26 protein-coding genes are annotated in these 20,898 nt (G+C 44.7%); all 26 read right to left on the bottom strand.

The features are described from left to right. Positions 1 to 603: a glutathione S-transferase family protein gene (locus ACXAH6_RS16030; protein WP_474878434.1), complete on the bottom strand. Its 603-nt coding sequence runs from the start codon at positions 601 to 603 to the stop codon at positions 1 to 3. A gap of 76 nt (positions 604 to 679) precedes the next feature. Then, positions 680 to 1,030 (bottom strand): VOC family protein, encoded by a 351-nt coding sequence (locus ACXAH6_RS16025; protein WP_474878433.1) that lies wholly within the window; start codon positions 1,028 to 1,030, stop codon positions 680 to 682. Between the two features lie 109 nt (positions 1,031 to 1,139). Then, entirely contained in the window at positions 1,140 to 1,556 is a 417-nt protein-coding gene (locus ACXAH6_RS16020) for a F0F1 ATP synthase subunit epsilon (protein WP_474878431.1), read from the bottom strand. A gap of 68 nt (positions 1,557 to 1,624) precedes the next feature. After that, positions 1,625 to 3,007 (bottom strand): F0F1 ATP synthase subunit beta, encoded by a 1,383-nt coding sequence (gene atpD / locus ACXAH6_RS16015; RefSeq protein WP_474878429.1) that lies wholly within the window; start codon positions 3,005 to 3,007, stop codon positions 1,625 to 1,627. A 33-nt stretch (positions 3,008 to 3,040) separates the two neighbouring features. Further along, on the bottom strand, positions 3,041 to 3,901 hold the full coding sequence (gene atpG / locus ACXAH6_RS16010) for a F0F1 ATP synthase subunit gamma (protein ID WP_474878427.1): 861 nt from the start codon (positions 3,899 to 3,901) through the stop codon (positions 3,041 to 3,043). Positions 3,902 to 3,955: 54 nt separating this feature from the next. Then, a complete protein-coding gene (gene atpA, locus ACXAH6_RS16005; RefSeq protein WP_474878425.1) occupies positions 3,956 to 5,497 on the bottom strand; it encodes a F0F1 ATP synthase subunit alpha in 1,542 nt (513 codons plus the stop codon). Between the two features lie 14 nt (positions 5,498 to 5,511). After that, a complete protein-coding gene (gene atpH / locus ACXAH6_RS16000; protein ID WP_474878423.1) occupies positions 5,512 to 6,045 on the bottom strand; it encodes a F0F1 ATP synthase subunit delta in 534 nt (177 codons plus the stop codon). A gap of 15 nt (positions 6,046 to 6,060) precedes the next feature. Next, on the bottom strand, positions 6,061 to 6,531 hold the full coding sequence (atpF, locus tag ACXAH6_RS15995; RefSeq protein ID WP_474878422.1) for a F0F1 ATP synthase subunit B: 471 nt from the start codon (positions 6,529 to 6,531) through the stop codon (positions 6,061 to 6,063). A gap of 53 nt (positions 6,532 to 6,584) precedes the next feature. Next, positions 6,585 to 6,821 (bottom strand): F0F1 ATP synthase subunit C, encoded by a 237-nt coding sequence (atpE, locus tag ACXAH6_RS15990; protein ID WP_474878420.1) that lies wholly within the window; start codon positions 6,819 to 6,821, stop codon positions 6,585 to 6,587. A gap of 57 nt (positions 6,822 to 6,878) precedes the next feature. Continuing rightward, on the bottom strand, positions 6,879 to 7,679 hold the full coding sequence (atpB, locus tag ACXAH6_RS15985) for a F0F1 ATP synthase subunit A (protein ID WP_474878419.1): 801 nt from the start codon (positions 7,677 to 7,679) through the stop codon (positions 6,879 to 6,881). Between the two features lie 86 nt (positions 7,680 to 7,765). Then, positions 7,766 to 8,164, bottom strand: a complete 399-nt coding sequence (locus ACXAH6_RS15980) for an ATP synthase subunit I (RefSeq protein WP_474878417.1) — start codon at positions 8,162 to 8,164, stop codon at positions 7,766 to 7,768. A gap of 196 nt (positions 8,165 to 8,360) precedes the next feature. Further along, positions 8,361 to 9,248, bottom strand: coding sequence for a ParB/RepB/Spo0J family partition protein (locus ACXAH6_RS15975; RefSeq protein WP_474878415.1), 888 nt, complete (start codon positions 9,246 to 9,248; stop codon positions 8,361 to 8,363). Positions 9,249 to 9,296: 48 nt separating this feature from the next. Next, positions 9,297 to 10,091, bottom strand: coding sequence for a ParA family protein (locus ACXAH6_RS15970; protein ID WP_474878414.1), 795 nt, complete (start codon positions 10,089 to 10,091; stop codon positions 9,297 to 9,299). Positions 10,092 to 10,102: 11 nt separating this feature from the next. Continuing rightward, positions 10,103 to 10,747, bottom strand: a complete 645-nt coding sequence (gene rsmG, locus ACXAH6_RS15965) for a 16S rRNA (guanine(527)-N(7))-methyltransferase RsmG (RefSeq protein ID WP_474878412.1) — start codon at positions 10,745 to 10,747, stop codon at positions 10,103 to 10,105. Beyond that, positions 10,747 to 12,648, bottom strand: coding sequence for a tRNA uridine-5-carboxymethylaminomethyl(34) synthesis enzyme MnmG (gene mnmG / locus ACXAH6_RS15960; protein ID WP_474878411.1), 1,902 nt, complete (start codon positions 12,646 to 12,648; stop codon positions 10,747 to 10,749). Before mnmG ends, rsmG begins: the two co-directional genes overlap by 1 nt. A gap of 519 nt (positions 12,649 to 13,167) precedes the next feature. Beyond that, a complete protein-coding gene (locus ACXAH6_RS15955) occupies positions 13,168 to 13,950 on the bottom strand; it encodes a DUF4097 family beta strand repeat-containing protein (protein WP_474878409.1) in 783 nt (260 codons plus the stop codon). 90 nt (positions 13,951 to 14,040) lie between these two features. Continuing rightward, on the bottom strand, positions 14,041 to 14,862 hold the full coding sequence (locus ACXAH6_RS15950) for an ATP-binding protein (RefSeq protein ID WP_474878407.1): 822 nt from the start codon (positions 14,860 to 14,862) through the stop codon (positions 14,041 to 14,043). Then, positions 14,859 to 15,518, bottom strand: coding sequence for a DnaT-like ssDNA-binding domain-containing protein (locus ACXAH6_RS15945; protein ID WP_474878406.1), 660 nt, complete (start codon positions 15,516 to 15,518; stop codon positions 14,859 to 14,861). The genes ACXAH6_RS15950 and ACXAH6_RS15945 overlap by 4 nt, the downstream gene beginning before the upstream one ends. 8 nt (positions 15,519 to 15,526) lie before the next feature. Further along, positions 15,527 to 15,958 carry a flavodoxin domain-containing protein gene (locus ACXAH6_RS15940; RefSeq protein WP_474878404.1) on the bottom strand — a complete coding sequence of 144 codons (432 nt, stop codon included), beginning with the start codon at positions 15,956 to 15,958 and terminating at the stop codon, positions 15,527 to 15,529. A gap of 142 nt (positions 15,959 to 16,100) precedes the next feature. Then, positions 16,101 to 16,385 carry a hypothetical protein gene (locus ACXAH6_RS15935; protein ID WP_474878403.1) on the bottom strand — a complete coding sequence of 95 codons (285 nt, stop codon included), beginning with the start codon at positions 16,383 to 16,385 and terminating at the stop codon, positions 16,101 to 16,103. 89 nt (positions 16,386 to 16,474) lie between these two features. After that, positions 16,475 to 17,866 carry a tRNA uridine-5-carboxymethylaminomethyl(34) synthesis GTPase MnmE gene (gene mnmE, locus ACXAH6_RS15930; protein WP_474878402.1) on the bottom strand — a complete coding sequence of 464 codons (1,392 nt, stop codon included), beginning with the start codon at positions 17,864 to 17,866 and terminating at the stop codon, positions 16,475 to 16,477. A 2-nt stretch (positions 17,867 to 17,868) separates the two neighbouring features. After that, complete coding sequence (locus ACXAH6_RS15925; protein ID WP_474878400.1) at positions 17,869 to 18,351, bottom strand: YajQ family cyclic di-GMP-binding protein; 483 nt, start codon at positions 18,349 to 18,351, stop codon at positions 17,869 to 17,871. 75 nt (positions 18,352 to 18,426) lie between these two features. Further along, entirely contained in the window at positions 18,427 to 20,094 is a 1,668-nt protein-coding gene (gene yidC, locus ACXAH6_RS15920) for a membrane protein insertase YidC (RefSeq protein WP_474878398.1), read from the bottom strand. Between the two features lie 13 nt (positions 20,095 to 20,107). Then, the gene (gene yidD / locus ACXAH6_RS15915) at positions 20,108 to 20,377 is read right to left on the bottom strand and encodes a membrane protein insertion efficiency factor YidD (protein ID WP_474878396.1); all 270 of its coding nucleotides are present in this window, start codon (positions 20,375 to 20,377) and stop codon (positions 20,108 to 20,110) included. After that, positions 20,344 to 20,700 carry a ribonuclease P protein component gene (gene rnpA / locus ACXAH6_RS15910; protein ID WP_474878395.1) on the bottom strand — a complete coding sequence of 119 codons (357 nt, stop codon included), beginning with the start codon at positions 20,698 to 20,700 and terminating at the stop codon, positions 20,344 to 20,346. The genes yidD and rnpA overlap by 34 nt, the downstream gene beginning before the upstream one ends. A gap of 15 nt (positions 20,701 to 20,715) precedes the next feature. Continuing rightward, positions 20,716 to 20,850, bottom strand: a complete 135-nt coding sequence (gene rpmH / locus ACXAH6_RS15905) for a 50S ribosomal protein L34 (RefSeq protein WP_014290886.1) — start codon at positions 20,848 to 20,850, stop codon at positions 20,716 to 20,718. Between the last annotated feature and the right edge of the window lie 48 nt (positions 20,851 to 20,898).

Raw genomic sequence — 20,898 nt, 5'->3', positions numbered from 1 at the left:
TTACACCACTCTCATGGGCATATAGCCCCGATGTTCTTTGATCAGTGAAATCCAGTTACTGATAGCAGGGTAGTCGGATAAATCAAAGCCGCCCTCGTGCGCAACATGGGTATAAGCAAATAAGCTCACATCGGCAAGAGTGAGTTGATCACCCACAAGAAAAGGCGTTTGATGTAACTGCTGTTCCATAACCTGTAGCGCCTTATGGCCACCTACTTGCTTTTGTTCATATTCGGCTTTGCGATCATCAGGCAAACCAAGATATAAATTAATGAATCGGGCAACCGCGATGTAAGGTTCGTGACTGTATTGCTCAAAGAACTGCCACTGCAGCATTTTAGCAGCGTCATAAGGTTTAGTAGGGATTAACGCCGAGCCGGCTGCGAGATAATTTAAAATAGCGTTTGATTCAGATAAACAGCGGCCATCATCAAACTCCAGCAATGGAATTTTGCCATTGGGATTTTTAGCGAGAAAGTCTGACGTTTGAGTATCACCTTTGAGAATATCGACTTCTTCCCATTCGCAACTCTTGCCAAGTAAGCCTAAGAGCAACTGGATTTTATAGCAGTTTCCTGAACGGCTATCGCCATATACCTTCATACATCTTCCTTTTTATGTCGCACAAATAGCTGTGTTTTTTATACACTGCTTCAATCTATTTGGCTAGGTAGCGCATCTATTCAGACCACACCGCAAATTCGTTATTGCTAGGATCAGTAAAATGAAAACGTCGGCCGCCGGGAAAGCTAAAAATTGGCTTGCAGATTTTGCCGCCCGCTTGCTCTACTTTTTCGAGTGTTGCTTCTAACGCTTTGCTGTAAAACACAATCAAAACACTGCCGTTTTCGGTACTTACATTGAGGTCTGATTGATAAAAACCACCAGTGATTTCACTGTCTCTAAACTCGCAGTAAGCCTCACCGTAATCAGTAAACTCCCAATGAAAAACCGCAGCGAAAAAAGCTTTTGAAGCGGGTATGTTCTTGCAGGGTAACTCGAGATAGTTGATCATAGTGTTGCCTTTCATAAGCAGTTTTAGAACTGCTAGTTGTAGCTAACAACTGTATTTATGTCCAGTTAATTTTAAACAGGCATAAAAAAACCCGGATAAACCGGGCTTTTTAACGCTGTAAATTTTATTTGCGCAGCTTTTGAATCAAGCGTAATTGCGCAATGGCTTCCGCTAGCTCTTGAGCTGCTTCCGCGTAATTTAAATCAGCACCTGCATTGGCGATATGCTCTTCAGCACGTCGTTTGGCTTCTGCAGCAGCCTGCTCGTCGAGATCTTCAGCGCGAACCGCAGTGTCTGCTAGAACGGTAACATTGCCAGGTTGTACTTCTAGTACACCACCAGCAACGTAGATGACTTCTTCTTCACCGTGCTGTTTAACCAAACGCACCATGCCAGGTTTGATTGCAGTAATAAGTGGTGCGTGACCTGGATAAATACCCAATTCACCTTCACTACCTGTCACCTGAATCGTTTCAACGCGACCAGAGAAAATTTGCTCTTCTGCGCTTACTACATCCAAGTGAACTGTCATTGCTGCCATGTGAACCTCCTGATTAGGTACGTAAGTCTAGTAAGCTGGCTGACGAGTCAACCAGCTAATCAACTAGACTATTTCTTGGCTTTTTCCAGTGCTTCGTCGATTGAGCCAACCATGTAGAACGCTTGTTCTGGTAGGTCGTCATAATCACCGTTCAGAATGCCTTTAAAGCCACTGATTGTGTCTTTAAGTGCAACATACTTACCAGGAGAACCAGTAAATACTTCTGCTACGAAGAAAGGCTGAGACAAGAAACGCTGAATTTTACGAGCACGTGTTACCACTTGCTTGTCTTCATCAGACAGTTCGTCCATACCTAGGATCGCGATGATGTCTTTCAGCTCTTTATAGCGCTGAAGTACTGATTGAACACCACGAGCAGTTTCATAGTGTTCCTGACCGATAACCAATGGATCTAGCTGACGTGAAGTTGAATCCAGAGGGTCTACCGCAGGGTAAATACCCAAAGATGCGATATCACGAGACAGTACTACGGTTGCATCCAAGTGAGCAAACGTGGTTGCTGGTGACGGGTCAGTCAAGTCATCGGCTGGTACGTATACCGCCTGGATAGATGTGATTGAACCAGTCTTAGTAGACGCGATACGTTCCTGTAGAACACCCATTTCCTCAGCAAGTGTAGGCTGATAACCTACTGCTGATGGCATACGACCTAGCAATGCAGATACCTCAGTACCAGCAAGCGTGTAACGGTAGATGTTATCTACGAAGAATAGAACGTCACGACCTTCATCACGGAATTTCTCCGCCATAGTCAAACCAGTCAATGCAACGCGCAAACGGTTACCCGGTGGCTCGTTCATCTGGCCGTATACTAGTGATACTTTATCTAGTACGTTTGAATCGTTCATTTCATGATAGAAATCGTTACCCTCACGAGTACGCTCACCAACACCAGCGAATACAGAGTAACCGCTGTGCTCGATGGCGATGTTACGGATAAGTTCCATCATGTTTACGGTTTTACCAACACCCGCACCACCGAACAAACCAACTTTACCACCTTTAGCGAACGGGCATACCAAGTCGATAACTTTGATACCCGTTTCTAGTAGTTCTACAGAGCTAGACTGTTCTTCGTAGCTAGGTGCTGCACGGTGAATAGACATACGCTCTTCTTCACCGATAGGGCCCGCTTCGTCAATTGGGTTACCTAGTACGTCCATGATACGGCCTAGTGTAGCTGTACCTACTGGAACTGAAATAGGCGCACCGGTGTTTTCTACTGCAACACCACGACGCAAACCATCAGTAGTACCAAGCGCGATACCACGCACGACACCACCACCTAATTGTTGTTGCACTTCCAGGGTCAACCCGGACAAGTCACCATCGGTAACTTTAAGTGCGTCATATACACTGGGTACCGCATCTTGTGGAAACTCGATGTCCACAACGGCGCCAATGATTTGGACGACCTTACCTTGACTCATAATTTGTCCTCGTTATCTTTTCTAAACCTTTGCCTACACCGCTGCGGCGCCACCAACAATCTCACTGATTTCTTGTGTGATTGCTGCTTGACGTGCTTTGTTGTATACCAATTGCAAATCATCGATCAGGTTACCGGCGTTATCAGTAGCGGCTTTCATTGCTACCATTCGCGCGGCTTGCTCTGATGCGGCGTTTTCTACTACGCCCTGGTATACTTGAGATTCAATGTAACGCACCATCAATGCCTCTAAAATTGGCTTTGGATCTGGCTCGTATACATAATCCCAACGATGCTTTAATGCTTCGTCTTCTGACTTTGGCAAAGGCAGTAATTGATTGCTCACAGGCTTTTGCGCCATGGTGTTAACGAAGTTGTTGTAAACTAGGAATACACGATCTAATTTACCTTCGTCGTACGCTTTTAACATCACACGTACTACACCAACGATATCGCTCACAGACGGTGCGTCACCCAATCCTGATTCAGCAGCAAGCACGTTGCCACCAAAACGATTGAAGAAACCACACGCCTTAGAACCTAACGCGGCGAAATCCACTTCTACACCCTGTTCTTGCCAGTTTTTAACTTGCTGGGTGACGAGCTTAAATTCGTTAGTGTTAAGACCACCACATAAGCCTCGGTCAGTGGAAATCACAATGTAGCCGACGCGCTTGACTTCACGCTCTTCCAAATAAGGATGGCGATATTCAAGGTTACCGTTAGCAATGTGACCAATCACTTTAAGCATGTTTTCTGCGTATGGACGGCCGTGGGCCATACGTTCCTGCGCCTTTTTCATTTTAGACGCAGCAACCATTTCCATCGCACTGGTAATCTTTTGAGTATTCTTGATACTCCCAATCTTACCTTTAATTTCTTTACCGCTGGCCATGACTATCTCTCCGATTACTCAACGTAGTGTGCTGACTTTCGTCAGCGCCATTGATTACCAAGTTTGTGTCGCTTTGAACTTTGTTAAAGCGTCATTCAACTGAGACTCAATGTCGTCGTTGTAGTTACCTGTTTCGTTGATAGTCTTCATTAGGTCAGCATAGTCGCTGTGCATGTAAGAATGTAGCGCTGCTTCGAAGTCTAGGATCTTGTTCAGTTCCACGTCTTTCAAATAGCCTTTTTCTACAGCAAACAAAGACACGCCAGTTTCAGCCACTGATAGCGGCGTATACTGCTTCTGCTTCATCAACTCGGTTACACGCTCACCATGCTCAAGTTGAGCACGTGTTGCTTCGTCGAGGTCAGATGCGAACTGAGAGAATGCTGCCAATTCACGGTACTGAGCCAAGGCTAGACGAATACCACCACCTAGCTTCTTAACGATCTTAGTTTGCGCTGCACCACCAACACGAGATACCGAGATACCTGCGTTTACAGCAGGACGGATACCAGCGTTGAACAAGTCAGTTTCTAGGAAGATCTGACCGTCAGTAATTGAGATTACGTTGGTTGGTACGAATGCAGAAACGTCACCCGCTTGAGTTTCAATGATAGGTAGCGCAGTTAAAGAACCGGTTTGACCTTTCACTTCACCGTTGGTGAAACGCTCAACATACTGCTCGTTTACACGTGCAGCACGTTCTAGCAAACGTGAGTGTAGATAAAAAACGTCACCTGGGTATGCTTCACGACCAGGAGGACGTTTCAATAGCAACGAGATTTGACGATATGCAACAGCTTGCTTAGACAAATCATCATATACGATAAGGGCGTCTTCACCGCGGTCACGGAAGTATTCACCCATTGTACAACCAGAGTAAGGCGCTAGGTATTGTAGTGCCGCAGACTCAGATGCAGATGCTGCAACCACGATAGTGTGGGCAAGGGCACCGTGCTCTTCTAGTTTGCGTACAACGTTAGCGATGGTAGAAGCTTTCTGACCTACCGCTACGTAAACACATTTAATACCAGTGTCTTTCTGCTTGATAATGGCATCAACGGCCATCGCTGTTTTACCAGTCTGACGGTCACCGATCAGCAACTCACGCTGACCACGACCGATTGGAATCATAGAGTCAACAGACTTATAACCAGTTTGTACTGGTTGGTCTACCGATTGACGCTCGATTACACCTGGTGCAATTTTTTCTACAGGTTCAAAACCTTCAGCATCGATAGCACCTTTACCATCGATTGGCTCACCTAGGGTGTTAACAACACGACCTAGAAGTGAACGACCTACTGGTACCTCAAGAATACGGCCAGTAGACTGAACTTTTGTACCTTCTTTAAGATCCGCATAAGGACCCATAACAACAGCACCAACTGAGTCACGCTCAAGGTTTAGTGCAATTGCGTAGCGACTGCCAGGAAGCTCAATCATTTCACCTTGCATTACATCGGCTAGGCCGTGAATGCGAATAATACCGTCGGTTACTGCGACGATGGTGCCTTCATTGCGTGCTTCACTGGTAACATCAAACTGTTCAATTCGCTTTTTGATCAGTTCTGCTATTTCAGTGGAATTAAGTTGCATTACTCTTATCCCCGTTATGCTTGCAACGCGTCTGCGAGACGGTTCAATTTAGATTTCACGGAACCATCGATGACTGTATCACCGGCTTTAATTACCATACCGGCAACAAGGGCAGGGTCCACGTTACAAATAAGCTTCACTTTACGTGCCAAACGTTTCTCTAATGAGGCAGCCAAACTTGATTGCTGAGATTCAGACAAATCAGTGGCAGACGTTACGTCTACTTCAATTTCTTTGTCGTAATCTGCTTTAAGTGCATCAAATAAAGCTGAAATCGCTGGCAAAGCCAGCAAACGTTTATTCTCGGCCAAGACTTTCATCAAGTTTTGACCGTGTTCATCGAGTTGTTCACCACAAACGCTAACAAACAAGTCTGCTAGTTTCTCTGCAGCAAGGGCACCGGTTAATAACTGGTGCACCTCTTCGTTGCTCGCAACAGCTGCGGCGAAAGCTAACATCTCTTGCCATTTTTCAACGGCTTGGTGCTCGACAGCAAAATCGAAAGCGGCTTTAGCATAGGGACGAGCTACGGTTGTCAATTCAGACATGGCTCATCTCCTCTATTAAAGCTCAGCGACAAGTTTTTCAACAATGTCGTTTTGTGCGTTTGCATCGATTTCACGTTGAAGAATTTGCTGTGCGCCAGCAACTGCAAGAGCAGCGACTTGCTTACGCAATTCTTCCTTGGCACGATTGCGTTCAGCTTCAATCTCGGCATAACCTTGAGCAATGATTTTCTCACGCTCAGCATGGCCTTTCTGCGTTTCTTCATCAACAAGTTGATTAGCACGCTTCTTGGCTTGCTCGATAATTTCCGCTGCTTGCGCTTTCGCGTCTTTCAGTTGCTCAGTGGCTTTCGCTTGAGCAAGCTCTAAATCTTTTTCGGCGCGTTCAGAAGCTTCAAGCCCATCGGCAATCTTCTTTTGACGCTCCTCAAGTGCTGCCATGATCGGTGGCCAGACTTTCGCCATGCAGAACCACACGAAAACGATGAAAGCAATGAGTTCACCGATTAGAGTAAGGTTGATATTCACAACCGTCCCTCCCTAATATTGTTCGTTTACAAAAATGGCTGGTTTGTAGCTAATTAAGCGCCAAGAACGAACAACATGTATAGAGCGATAGCCACACCGATCATCGCGATCGCATCGATAAGACCCGCTACGATGAACATTTTTACTTGCAGTGTAGGCGCTAGTTCAGGCTGACGAGCAGCTGACTCTAGGAATTTACCACCCAAAAGACCGAAGCCGATTGCTGGACCTAGAGCACAAAGGCCGATCAGGATACCAACTGCAATGTACAGACTACCTAAAATTTCCATAGTTTTTCACCTTTAGTTTTGAAGTTAAAAATTAAAAAAGTTAATAAATTTAAAAAATTAGTGTTCTTCGCTCGCCATGCTCAAGTACACGATGGTCAACATCATGAAAATGAACGCTTGCAAAGGAATAACCAATAAGTGGAACGCGGCCCAAATGAAGTGCAACGGTAGCTGCCATAAGCCCATTGTGCCTGCGATAAGGATGAAGATAAGTTCACCCGCGTATAAGTTACCGAACAAACGCAGCGACAATGAAAGCGGCTTAGCCAGTAGCGAAACCAATTCAAGGATAAAGTTGAACCAATACAACCAAGGTGTATTGAATGGGTGAGCATAAAGTTCTTTAAGGAAGCCACCCACACCTTTGATTTTGATTGAGTAGAAGATCATCAGTGCAAATACACCAATTGACAGTGCGAACGTCATGTTAACGTCGGTAGTCGGTACAACCTTCATGTATACGTGTGCAGGATCGTGACCCATTGCGCCGCCAATCTGCTGAGCTGCCCAAGGCAAGAAGTCAACAGGGATTAGGTCCATCAAGTTCATTAGCAATACCCATACGAAGATGGTAAGTGCTAAAGGCGCGATAAGTGGGCTCTTGCCGTGATATGTGCTTTTTACCGTGTCGTCCACGAACTCAACGATTAACTCTACCGCAGCCTGAAACTTAGTCGGCACGCCAGCCGTCATAGACTTAGCCGCTTTACGGAAAAGATAAAGGAAGAGGATCCCTAAAACCACAGACCAAGCTAGCGTATCAACGTGAACGGCCATAAAGCCTTCACCGACGGTCGCATTGGTCAAGTGGTGCTGAATGTAACCGCTAACGGTTTGTTCTCCACCAGATGATGCCATTTTTTTTCCCAAATTGTTTAAAGTTAAAAAATCCGTTCAGCCTGAATCTATTAACCTTCCGGGAAGTTCAGGCAATGTCACCGCACTTAGTTTTTATTGATGTTTGTGCGTGTGAAATATAGCAATCCTGGCCATTGCGCGATAAGCGTCACAATGTAGCCGATAAATAAGGGTAGTACTTGTACGTCAGTTTTTTTGAAAACAATTGCAAAAAGTACAATTGTAAGCACTAACTTCAACGCACTGCCTTTCCTAAAGCTACGCACAACGTCTTGATTTTGTTGTGCCCCTGCGTAGCGAAAAGCAAAAAATGCAAATATTGCACTGGGTAAAATACACACCCCAGTACCTATTAGCGCGAACACACCGCTTGTTGTGTTCATGCCGACAGCGAGTATCGCCGAAATTAAAAGCCCCGCGCATAGCTGTGTAATTAGTGTTTTTTTCGCTAATTGCTGGCCCTTTGAGGCGATTTTATTTACCACGTAAATCAGTGCTCGTTGTCGCGTAATAAAAAGCGTCAGAAGTATACTGTTTTACCGATAATTTTCAACACTTCAACGTATTTTGAATTTTATTTTGGAAATTTACCAAAGCAATAACAAAACCCCTGTACTACCTTGGTCGTATATTTATTATCGATATGTTTTAAGTCGGTGGGGTTACACGAGACAAAAACGCTTAATGTATTTTATTTAAAATCCCATCAAGCTGTTCTAAATCATTAAAATTAATAACAATTTTACCTTTTCCTTTGGCGTTATGGTCGATCGAAACTGCTGCACCCAGGTTTTCTGAGAGAGCGGTAACTAATCTTTCCACGTCGGGATCAACTTTCTTTTCTGCTTTAGGTTTAACCGGTTCCAGTAACTTGCGTACTAACTTTTCAGTATCCCTTACAGTTAAACCTTTACCTGAAACCACTTGAGCGGCCTCAGATTGGGCTTCACCCTCTAGGGCCAGTAGCGCACGCGCATGGCCCATTTCAATATCGCCGTACTCAACTAACAGTTTTACGTCGTCATTGAGGTTGTTTAAACGCAATAAGTTGGTGATTGTTGTACGAGATTTCCCTACTGCTTCGGCGACTTCCGCGTGAGTTAACTCAAACTCGTGCATTAAACGGTCGAGCGCTTGCGCCTCTTCCATCGCATTTAGGTCTTCGCGCTGAATATTTTCAATTAACGCGATAGCCACTGCCGCTTCGTCTGGCACGTCTTTGATAATACATGGCACAACATCGAGTTGAGCCAACTGAGACGCACGCCAACGGCGTTCACCGGCAATAATCTCGTAACGGTCAGTACCAATAGTTCGCACAACAATGGGTTGAATCACACCTTGAGAGCGAATCGATGAAGCCAGTTCTTCAAGCGCTTCTGGCGACATGTCTTTACGAGGTTGGTACTTACCGGGCGACAAAAACTCTATTGGCAGCTTTTTAAGTTCACTTTGCACGTTAGATACGCTGCTTTGTTCAGATGTATCTAATTCACGTTGTGCTGATGATTGGCTAGTCGCTAATAGGGCATCTAACCCTCGACCCAGTCCTCTTTTTTTCGCTGACATAGTGTCCTCAATGCCTAAAGCTGAATGTTAAATGAAGCAATAAGGGTTTTAACTGGCTTTCGCCGCGGCTTGCATAGATTTGTCGCGACGTCTGAGTATTTCACCCGCTAAAGCCAGATAGGCTTTTGCACCGGTTGAGGATTTATCATAGTACATGGCTGGGGCACCAAAACTGGGTGCTTCCGCTAATCTCACGTTGCGAGGAATGACTGTGCGATAAACCTGTTCACCAAAATGACGTTTTAATTGCTCTGATACGTCATTAGCCAACCGGTTTCGGGGATCATACATGGTTCTGAGCACACCTTCTATCCTAAGATTCGGATTTACCACCGAGGCGAGCTTTTGAATGGTGTCCATTAGCGCCGTTAAACCTTCCAACGCATAATATTCGCACTGCATTGGCACGAGAACTGAATCGGCCGCCGCTAATGCATTAACGGTAAGTTGGTTGAGGGAAGGCGGGCAATCTATAAAAATAAAATCATAATAACTCTGCACCGGCTCAAGTGCATTTCTCAAGCGCACTTCACGGGCAAAAAGCTCCATCAACTTTATTTCAGCTGCCGTTACATCGCCATTCGCAGCAATGAGGTCGTACTTGCCACTGGTGTCTTTTACGATCACGTCAGAAACAGGTTGTTCTTCGATAAGCAGTTCATAAGCCGTTGCGTCAACTTCGTATTTGTCGACGCCACTTCCCATTGTTGCATTACCTTGTGGATCCAAATCTATCAACAAGACTTTGCGTTTGGTGGCAGCCATAGATGCAGCAACATTCACTGCAGTTGTTGTTTTACCAACACCACCTTTTTGGTTTGCAATAGCGATTACCTTTGCCACTTTAAATCCTGTTATTTCTGTCGTTGCACCGTTATAAGATGTCTTTCGCCTACTAGGCCAGGGACATTAAGCACTTGAGTATCCGTTACTTTGAACGTTTCATCCAAGTCGTTAATTTCTTCTTCTGGGTATTGTCCCTTTAAAGCTAAAAACTTACCACTTGAATCTACCAGATGCGTACACCAGTGCAACATATCTTTTAGCGATGCAAACGCACGACTCAACACAATATCGTAGTACGGCTCAGGCTCATGTTCTTCAACGCGAGAGTGAATTGGCGTTACGTTATCGAGTTTCATTTCGTAGGCACACTGCGTCATAAAACGCACGCGTTTACCTAAGCTGTCTAACAAGGTGAAAGATTTTTCAGGATACGCAATGGCAAGAGGAATGCCCGGTAAACCAGGGCCTGTGCCAACATCAATAATGCGATCGCCGTCGATAAATGGGATCACAGCCAGTGAATCAAGAATATGCTTAACCATCATTTGTTCCGGATCGCGAACAGACGTTAGGTTATAGGCCTTATTCCACTTGTGAATGCGAGCAACGTAGTCGACGAGTAATTCTTGTTGGCTGGTTGTCAATGACAACTGCATTTTAGCTAAACCGTCGCTAAGAATACGCGACAATTTATTGTGATCAATTCCACTCATTAGGCTGATTGCTTCTCTTGTTTTCGTAACATGCCGTGTTTCTTCAGGTATACCAACAACAATGATATCGCTGCAGGTGTAATACCTGATATACGCGCTGCTTTGCCAATGGTTTCAGGACGCGTTTCTGTTAATTTGGCAACCACTTCGTTAGACAAACCTGAAATTTGACTGTAATCGAAATCTGCTGGTAACAAAGTATTTTCATGGCGCTGGGTTTTGGCAATTTCATCCAATTGACGAGCGATATAACCGGCGTATTTAATCTGAATTTCTACCTGTTCAGCGGCGATCGGATCTTCAATACCCGGACCAAGTGAAGGCACTTGCATTAATCGCTCATAAGTCATTTCAGGGCGACGAATCAGCTCTTCTAGTGAGTGTTCACGACTAACAGGGTTTTTCAACATGGTGTTCAGTTCGCTTACCGCTTCGTGTTCAGGGTGAATCCACTGGCCACGAAGGCGCTGTTGCTCTTGTTCTACCGCTTCCATTTTGGCGTTAAATGCAGCCCAACGATCATCATCAACAAGGCCGACTTCACGGCCGATAGGCGTTAATCGCATATCCGCGTTATCTTCGCGCAACAACAAACGGTATTCAGCGCGGCTGGTAAACATGCGATAGGGCTCTTTTGTGCCCATGGTAGCGAGATCATCCACCAGCACACCCATGTAAGCTTGATCACGACGCAAAGAAATAGGCGCTTTATCTTGTGCAGATAACGCCGCATTAGCGCCGGCTAACAAACCTTGTGCTCCTGCTTCTTCATAGCCAGTTGTACCGTTAATTTGGCCGGCAAAATACAAACCTTGGATAAACTTGGTTTCCAAAGATTGTTTCAGATCCCGCGGATCGAAGAAGTCATATTCAATGGCGTAACCCGGGCGCACAATATGGGCGTTTTCAAAACCTTTGATTGAACGAACAAGCGCCATTTGCACATCAAACGGCAAAGACGTTGAAATGCCATTTGGGTATACTTCAATACTGTTTAAGCCTTCTGGCTCAACAAAAATTTGGTGCGAAGATTTATCAGCGAATCGCATGATTTTGTCTTCAATAGATGGGCAATAACGCGGTCCAACCCCTTCAATCACCCCGGTATACATGGGTGAACGATCTAGTCCGCCACGAATAATCTCATGAGTATTTTCATTGGTGTGAGTAATGTAACACGGGATCTGAGTAGGATGCTGTTCACGATTTCCCATAAATGAGAATACTGGTGTTGGGTTATCTCCCGGTTGCGCTTGCATCACAGAGAAGTCGAGCGAACGTGCATCTAAACGTGCAGGCGTACCTGTTTTTAACCGATCAACACGAAACGGTAGCGCGCGTAAACGTTGCGCCAACGCAATGCTCGGAGGATCGCCTGCACGGCCACCTTTGTAGTTTTCTAGGCCAATGTGAATGGTACCACCCAAAAACGTCCCTACGGTCAATACAACAGCTTTGGCTTTAAATTTAAGGCCCATCTGAGTGACCACACCGACAACGCGATCATTCTCAACGATCAGATCATCACATGATTGTTGAAACAATGTGAGGTTAGGTTGGTTTTCTACGATTTTACGAATTGCTTGTCGGTAAAGAGTACGGTCTGCTTGGGCTCGGGTTGCTCTTACAGCAGGGCCTTTACTTGAATTTAGAGTACGAAATTGGATCCCACCATGATCGATCGCCGTGGCCATTGCACCGCCGAGAGCATCAGTTTCTTTAACCAAATGGCCTTTACCAATACCGCCGATCGCAGGGTTACAGGACATTTGTCCAATGGTTTCAATGTTATGTGTGAGGAGTAATGTATTAACACCCATACGAGCAGCAGCTAAAGCGGCTTCTGTACCTGCGTGACCACCGCCAACGACAATTACATCAAATGCTTGTTGATAGTACATTTTCTACCTCAAAACTAATGAAACACAATCCGGTTTACGCTCAAGCAAATGACGATCCGGAGAAAAAAGGGCGCGTATTTTAGCTTAAGTTTACGCGGATGGAAATGGTTAAATTTTCTTCATTATACGGTGTTTTGATCAAACGATCTTGGATAAATAGATCAAAGATCCTTTGAGATCTGTTTTATTTCTATTTCTATTAGGATCGCACGATCGTGTGGGTAAGTGTTTTTAGATCCTAATTTTCATTAACTTAGCGCATGTATAAGTCTTTGAAAAACCGATCGCTAACAGGGCTAATACACTGTTGATAACCTATGTATTTATCCACAATGGATATTTCTGAAAAAGTTGTTCTTTCAGTGATCAAAGGATATACACAGCTGATCGTATGATCCTGTCCACAGGGATCAGTAAATTGTGATCCAATTGGGGATAACCTGTATAGCATGTTATGTGTATAAAATAGAAAAGCCCGCAGTTAGCGGGCTTGATCGGTAGATCACTTGTGATCAAATACTATCCACGGATCAGCCTAACACTTCCTCCTGAGGTGTGAAGATCGATCTGCGGGCCACCGCCATTGATCGTTCCTTTTATGGATTGTTTCTTTATTTTGCCGCTTACATCGAACTCAGAAGTGATTTTTCCTCCACTGGTTGATGCGTCTATATCAATACTCACATCATCAGGAAAGTGTGCTTTTATCGACCCTCCTGAGGTGTGTAAACTAGCGTTTTTAGTGGGTTGCTGGGCAAAAGTAACGTTAATGCTACCTCCTGAGGTATGTGCGTCTATTTCGCCATAAATCGCGTCTGTGGTAATTGAACCACCCGACGTATGCAATTGCACATCGCCCTCAATATTGCCAATGCTAATACTGCCTCCAGACGTCTTAGCGTCAATATTTCCAGTGAGATCGGCGATCTCAATGCTGCCCCCAGAGGTGTTTACATCGACATTGTAGTGTTCGGGTACGGTAATACGAAACTTTACTCTTAAGTTGTTCCAGCTAAACCATCCGTCATCATTATCGCGTTTACCTGTGATGTTTAGCCCTTTCGCTGTTTGTTTGAATTCGACGGTGAAGTCGTCTTCTTGCTTGCCGTCTATATCAACATACACGGCGATTGTATTGTCGGAATGGGTATCAATTTCAATTTTGCCGACTTGGGTTTTAATTTGTAGGTCGCCACCGGCAGAAGCTGGGAACGTATCATTGATACTTTTAGCCCACAATAGTGGACTAAATAAGGAGAGAAGAGCTGAGGTCGCTATAACCCGAGAGAGTGTACGCTGCATAGTTTATTCCTTGTATTTGGCATTGTTATAAGCTTAGTCGCTTGAACACACCAAAAGGTTTAAACCTAGTTATTTTATGCAGCGTATTTTTTATCTGACCTGATTTGGCTGATATCTGGGAGTGATATTTTCAGGCTCAACCACATCTTGGCCTAAATCTCTGCGCCTGCTGGGGCCTGAGAATCGTACGCGGTAAGTATCGTATTCTTTAATAGATTCAAAGCAGTACTTACCCAGAGCATTTTCGAGCTCAGCTAAATTGTGGTTGGTGATCAAAATACAGTTCTTGTGATTAACCAAGCGCTGACGTAATAAATTACCCAACCAACTCTGTGCGTTTTTCTTTAGCATGGTTTCGTTTACGCAAACTTCATCGAGGATCAATAGATCGACTTCTAATAGCTCTTGATTGATCTCTCTAAATTTTTGGCTTGCGTTGTCTTGTGCACCAAAGTCATAGGCGTAATAACGCATTTCCAATAACGTAGAGAGTTGTCTGTACAACACAGAAATTTCGTACTGATCAATTAGCTGATGGGCGATGGCACCGGCAATATGGGACTTTCCTCTGCCGTAATCACCATAGAACAACATCATGTGCGAGCCACTGTTGCGCCAAGCTTCATCATCATGGGCCGCAATAAAAGACTGAGCTATGCTCACGGCTTCCATTACATCATCGTCGTCTTGAATCAAAGTATCGAAGGTCCACTTCGGATTCAGGTCTGACTTGCCATGAATGGCGGCAATACGATTCTGCTTACTGCGTTGCTGCAATTGCTGGATGTCACGATTGGCTTGCTGCTCATATTCGGTGCGTAAGCTTTGATAATCGCGATAGCTGGTTGCAGATGTGGGTTGTTTACCCATGGTTCTGGCGAGATTATCAATTTTATCTTTTAGCGAACTCATTTATCACTCTTCGATTTGTTAGCGTACTTTTCTACAAGACGTCGTGCGTTATCGTCGGCCTCTATGCCAGAGGCTATTGTGACAGATTGTGTGCCCACTTTCTTGGTTACCGTATTATTGGCAACCGTGCGTTTCATCTTCATGGATTGCACGAACTTTTGGTGCCATTGATAGGGGCTTAACAAGGTGTCAGGCCGTCCTAGCCAATAGGCGATAAATTCACCGACGTCTTGTTCATTATAGTGGGCATCAATTATGCCTAGCAAGCTAGCCAGCTCTTTAAACATGGTTTCGTCGGGTTGCCAATGCCGAGTCATACGGTTGTGTTGGTGATGGTAACGCTGAAAGTTGTCGTCGTTAGACAGCATGAGTGGCAAAATCAATACTTGGCCGTTGAGCGAATTTGATATTGACGTGTTCTCTGGTAATGCCACTAATTCATTAACGTTCAATTCGTCGATAAGTTCGTTAATTTCCCGGCCAAGTGAAAATTGATTGTGTTTGCTATTGAGCAACTGCAATAGGGTTTTGTAATTGAGTGGCGCTGTGGTTGCCGTAACTGAATTTGCAGTAGGGCGCAAACCCATGAGGTAAAGCACCCTGGCATGGTTGGACACAGGGCCTTGTAGAGCATCAATCTCGGACTGGGTATACATGTTCTAAACTAGGCACCGAGTTGTTGAGTAAACCACTCAACAGCGTCATCTTCTGGTATCGGATGGGCAAGAACATCAATGTGATGAGGTGGAGCGAGTAATGTGGCACCACCATGCTCAAGATGCGTGGTTAGCGTTTTTGCACCAAAACAATAGGTGTCGTAACTGGTATCACCCAAACCAATCACATAGGCTTGTACGCCACTGAGATCAGCCGTAGCTAATTGTTTGGCAAAAGGTTGGATATTGTCTGGTAATTCTCCCGCCCCATGAGTTGAAGAACACACGACCCAAATCGCGTCTTTAGAAAGTGCACTTAATTCAGGCTCTAAGATAACCTCGGCTTCATGGCCTTTGGCTTTCACTACTTCAACGAGTGCGTCTGCTACATACTCTGTGGCGCCGAGCATCGTGCCTACGATAAATACGTATTGTTGCATAATTCATATTCTACCTGTGACTTTGGCGCTTAGTATATCAGGGTTCAGGATTTAATCGTTAATGCAAAAAAGCGTGGCAAAATGGCCACGCTTGATTAAATAAGCATCAAGGTTTCATGTGAAACATTGGTCGAAAAGTCAACTAGTTATCTTGTGGTGGCGGACCAAAATTGTCATTGTTTCTATTTGGTCTGCACGATAGTGCATCTGAATCAGAGTCGGGGGGAGGTAGTGAGCAAGTCCCACTCATGGTGTTTCCTCTGTCATCCTCAAAACTACAGCTTTGTGATTCTGATTTGTCGCTACAGGCGTCAAATGAAGCTTGGGGGATCGAAGGCCGACCTTCAGGACGAGAGGGACGTTGACTATCGTCTGCTATGGTTTGTGCAGAAAATACAACGAGTGCAACGATGATAGCTTTTTTCATAGTGAATGCTTTAAAGTAAACTTTACACTATGAGTGTGTGGGCAAATGACAGTTCCTGCGCCACTTGCCCTTATACAGATTATTTACGCTTATTTACCGATACAGAAAGACGAGAATATACGCCCTAATAAATCATCAGATGTAAATTCACCGGTTATCTCAGTTAGCGCGTTATGAGCTAGTCTGAGCTCTTCTGCTAACAGTTCTCCGGCTAGGTGGTCGTCTAATTGAGATTTGCCTGTGTCGATATGCGCTTGAGCTAGATTGAGTGCATCGATGTGTCGACGGCGGGCAATAAATTGGCCTTCTGTTGTGGTATCTAAACCCATGATATCGGCGAGGTGATTGCGCAAAGCATCAATACCTTGCCCTGTGTTGGCTGACAAACTTAATACTGGAATATTGCCGTGTTCAGTAGGCACAGTTTGTAAGCCCACTGGTTGAGCTGATAAATCGGCTTTATTGCGTACTACGGTTGTTTGCATACCCGCAGGTAAACGCTGCATAAACTCAGGCCAAATTAAGTACGGGTCTATATTGTCGGTTTCTGTACTGTCGACAACAAAAAGCACGCGGTCAGCGTCTTCAATGGCTTGCCACGCGCGTTCAATACCAATTTGTTCTACTTTGTCAGGGCTTTCACGAAGTCCTGCGGTATCGATAATATGAACCGGCATACCATTAATATGAATGTGCTCTTTTAGAACATCACGAGTGGTACCAGCGATGTCGGTAACAATCGCGCTTTCTCTGCCTGCCAATGCATTCAACAAGCTGGATTTTCCCGCGTTAGGGCGACCTGCAATCACGATTTGCATACCTTCTCGCAGCAAGGCCCCTTGTTTTGCTTGTTGCTGTACAAGATTCAACGAAGTAATAATGGCGTTGAGATCACCCGATACTTTGCCATCAGACAAGAAGTCAATTTCTTCGTCGGGAAAATCAATGGCTGCCTCTACGTACATTCTCAAGTGAATAAGCTGCTCTGAGAGTGCGTGAATTTTTTGTGAGAACTCACCTTGTATTGCTCGCAGGGCGCTTTTCGCTGCTTGTTTTGAACTAGCATCAATGAGATCTGCAATGGCCTCTGCTTGGGCCAAGTCGAGCTTGTCGTTGAGAAAAGCTTGTTCACTGAACTCACCCGGTCTCGCCAGTCGTACGTTTGCACTTTGCATCACGGCTTCTATCAGCATATCCATCACGATTTGGCCACCGTGACCTTGCAATTCAAGCACGTCTTCGCCGGTAAACGAATTTGGGCCTTTGAAGAATAACGCGATACCTTCATCTATCACTTCTTCTTGTGCGCCATAGAAGGGGCCGTAAACTGCTTGCCGTGGAGGAAGAGGGCGTTGTACCAGTTTTGCTGCTACGTCTGTGGCTAGCGGGCCTGATACACGCACAATACCTACACCACCACGCCCTGCTGCGGTAGCTTGGGCAACAATGGTTTCAGTATGACTGGTGAGTGGTGAGTTCATGATTAGTCGCGGAAGTTGTTGTATTGAAAAGGCTGACCTAAGTCATTGGCTTTAATCAAGCTGATTACCGCTTGTAAGTCATCACGCTTTTTGCCAGTAACACGCAGTTGATCACCTTGAATTGCGGTTTGCACTTTCATTTTATTGTCTTTGATTAACTTAACTATTTTCTTTGCGGTTGCTTGTTCAATACCTTGCTTAAACGCGATGGTTTGACGGAATGTTTTACCGCGATGATCAAAGGGTTTTACGTCAATAGCTGAGGTGTCTAGATTTCGCTTTGAACATGCAGTGCGAAACATAGAATCCATTTGCTGCAACTGAAATTCTGCTTGTGCAGTCATGACTACTGTTTCGTTGGTGTATTCAAATGATGCTTCTACGCCGCGAAAGTCGAAGCGAGTTGAAAGTTCACGAGACGCGTTCTCTGTCGCGTTACGCACTTCTTCCATATTGATTTCAGATACGATGTCGAATGAAGGCATTGTTATTCTCCGGTATTTAACAAACAGCCCGCTTGTGCGGGCTGATTAAGTCTTTAATTTACGCTAGGTGGTGAACTACTTAGACTTAAGTCCGCGTTTTTCCATTGAAGCATAAATCATTTTCGCTTGAACAAGGGTAATCACGTTACTTACCAACCAGTATAGAACCAAACCGGCAGGGAAGAAGAAGAAGAAAATACTCATTGCCACAGGCATGATTTGCATGATCTTCTGCTGCATTGGGTCGGTCATTGTAGTGGGTTGCAGTTTTTGTAGCATCCACATACTGATACCCGTAAGGATTGGCAATACAAAGTAGGGGTCTTGAACCGACAAGTCGGTGATCCACAATGCGAAGCCAGCGTGGCGCAACTCAACACTTTCTAGTAGTACCCAGTATAATGCTAAGAAAATTGGCATTTGTAGCAATAAAGGTAAGCACCCGCCCATAGGGTTAACTTTCTCTTTGCGATACAACTCCATCATCGCTTGTGACATTTTTTGTCTGTCATCGCCAAAGCGGTCTTTTAACTGTTGCATCTTAGGTGCAAGGTTACGCATTTTGGCCATAGATTCGTATTGCTTTTTGGTAAGCAAATACATGCTGCCTTTTACAATAACGGTAATCAGAATAATGGCTACACCCCAGTTCATAACAATGCTGTGCAAGAACTGAAGTAGGGTAAATAGCGGTTGAGAAATCCACCACAAAATACCGTAATCAACAGTTAGGTCTAGGCCACGAGCGAGCTGTGCGAGTGTATCCTGATCTTTAGGACCGATGTAAAGCGTGTTGCTGATAGTGGCATATTCACCGTTTTGTACTTCAACGCTTTCACCTTTATAGCCGATGATTGCTGTACTACCACTGCGGTCGATAGAGTAAATTGAGTTAGTTTGATCTTGTGGTGGTACCCAAGCAGACACAAAGTAGTGCTCAAGCATGGCAACCCAACCACCTGTAGTGGTTTCTCTTAGCTTCTCATCTGCGATATCGTCAAACGTGTATTTTTCATAACGAATATCTTCAGTTGAATAGGCTGCACCGCGGTACGTTGGCATAAACATATTACTGTCTTGCTTCTCTGTACTTTGTTGCAATTGAGAATAGGGCTGGAACTGAGCCACTTTGCCAGAATTGTTTGTGACAGTGTAGGTAATATCTATGTCGTGGTGATCACGTTTGAAAGTGAATGTTTTTGTAACTTGAATGCCATCGGCACTTTGCCAAGTTAGCGGTACTTCTAGTACATCACCTACGAGTTCAAAGTCGGTCTGTGTTGTTTCATAGCGAGGGCGGCCTGCTTTGTTATTGTCAGGGCCATTAGCACCCACTAATCCGCTTTGCGCAATGTAAACTGGTTTAGGATGCAGAAGGCTGTATGGTTCTTCTGAATCTTGTGAAACCGTGTATTTTACAAGGTCTGCTTCAACCACATCACCGCCGACCAAATCAATTTGGAGTGCGAAGGTGTCGGTTTTAACATTGATAATACGTGCACCCGATACAGTAGGTTGTACTGTGGCGGCTGTTTCATCTGAACTAGGCACATCGCTAGACGCAGTTACGCCTGTATCGTCCATAGGTACAGCTGAACTCACACCTTCAGAGCGTGAAGACGTATTACTTTCTTGAGTAACGGTCTGTACTTGTTCAGGACCGTAATCTTTTTGCCACTGTTGCCAGAGTAAAAAGCTGACAAGCGCGAGGCCTATTAATAGAAAACTGCGTTGGGATTCCATAGAAATCTCTTAGTTAATGTGAATGTTTATTCTGCTTTTTTTCGGGTACCGGATCCATGCCGCCCGGATGTAAAGGCTGGCATTTTAATATGCGTTTGATTGATAACCAACCGCCAATTAACAATCCGTGTATTTTTAATGCTTCTAATGCGTATTGAGAGCAACTCGGATGAAACCGACAACGTTGTGCCAACATAGGTGATATGAAGTACTGATAGAACTTTATCAATAGTAACGGGATAAAAATCGTTATTTTGCGCAGCGCTTTGAGAGCTTTTTCCATAACTTTTCCAGTGTGTTAAACACTTCCTGGTTGGAAAGCTGATCAGCGCCAGATTTACCAATCACTATTATATCAACAGAAGGTAAGTTTTTTGCCTTGTGACGAAAGCTTTCTCGTATTAGGCGTTTAAGTCGATTTCTTTCGTGAGCGCGTTTGACCCGTTTTTTGGCAATAGTAATGCCGAGTCTAGGTTTATCAGACTGACTTGTTCTTGCTAAAATAGTAAAAGTAGGGGAAACGGCAGGAGTTGCGTCTTCAAAGACGTAAGAGAAGTGGGAGGGAGTTAACAGACGTAACTCCCTTGAAAACTGATTTTCGCCCACTTTGGAATTATTCCATTAAGCAGAAAGGCGAGCGCGACCTTTAGCACGGCGAGCGGCTAGTACTTTACGACCATTTTTAGTCGCCATACGAGCACGGAAACCGTGAGAGCGCTTACGCTTAAGATTGCTCGGTTGAAATGTTCTTTTCATGACCAATGTCTCACTATTCGGGGTTAAACATATTCAGTAAAGCCTCGA

This window comes from Alteromonas sp. ABE4_545, assembly GCF_056161325.1.
This window is presented reverse-complemented; position numbering and strand designations above follow the sequence as displayed.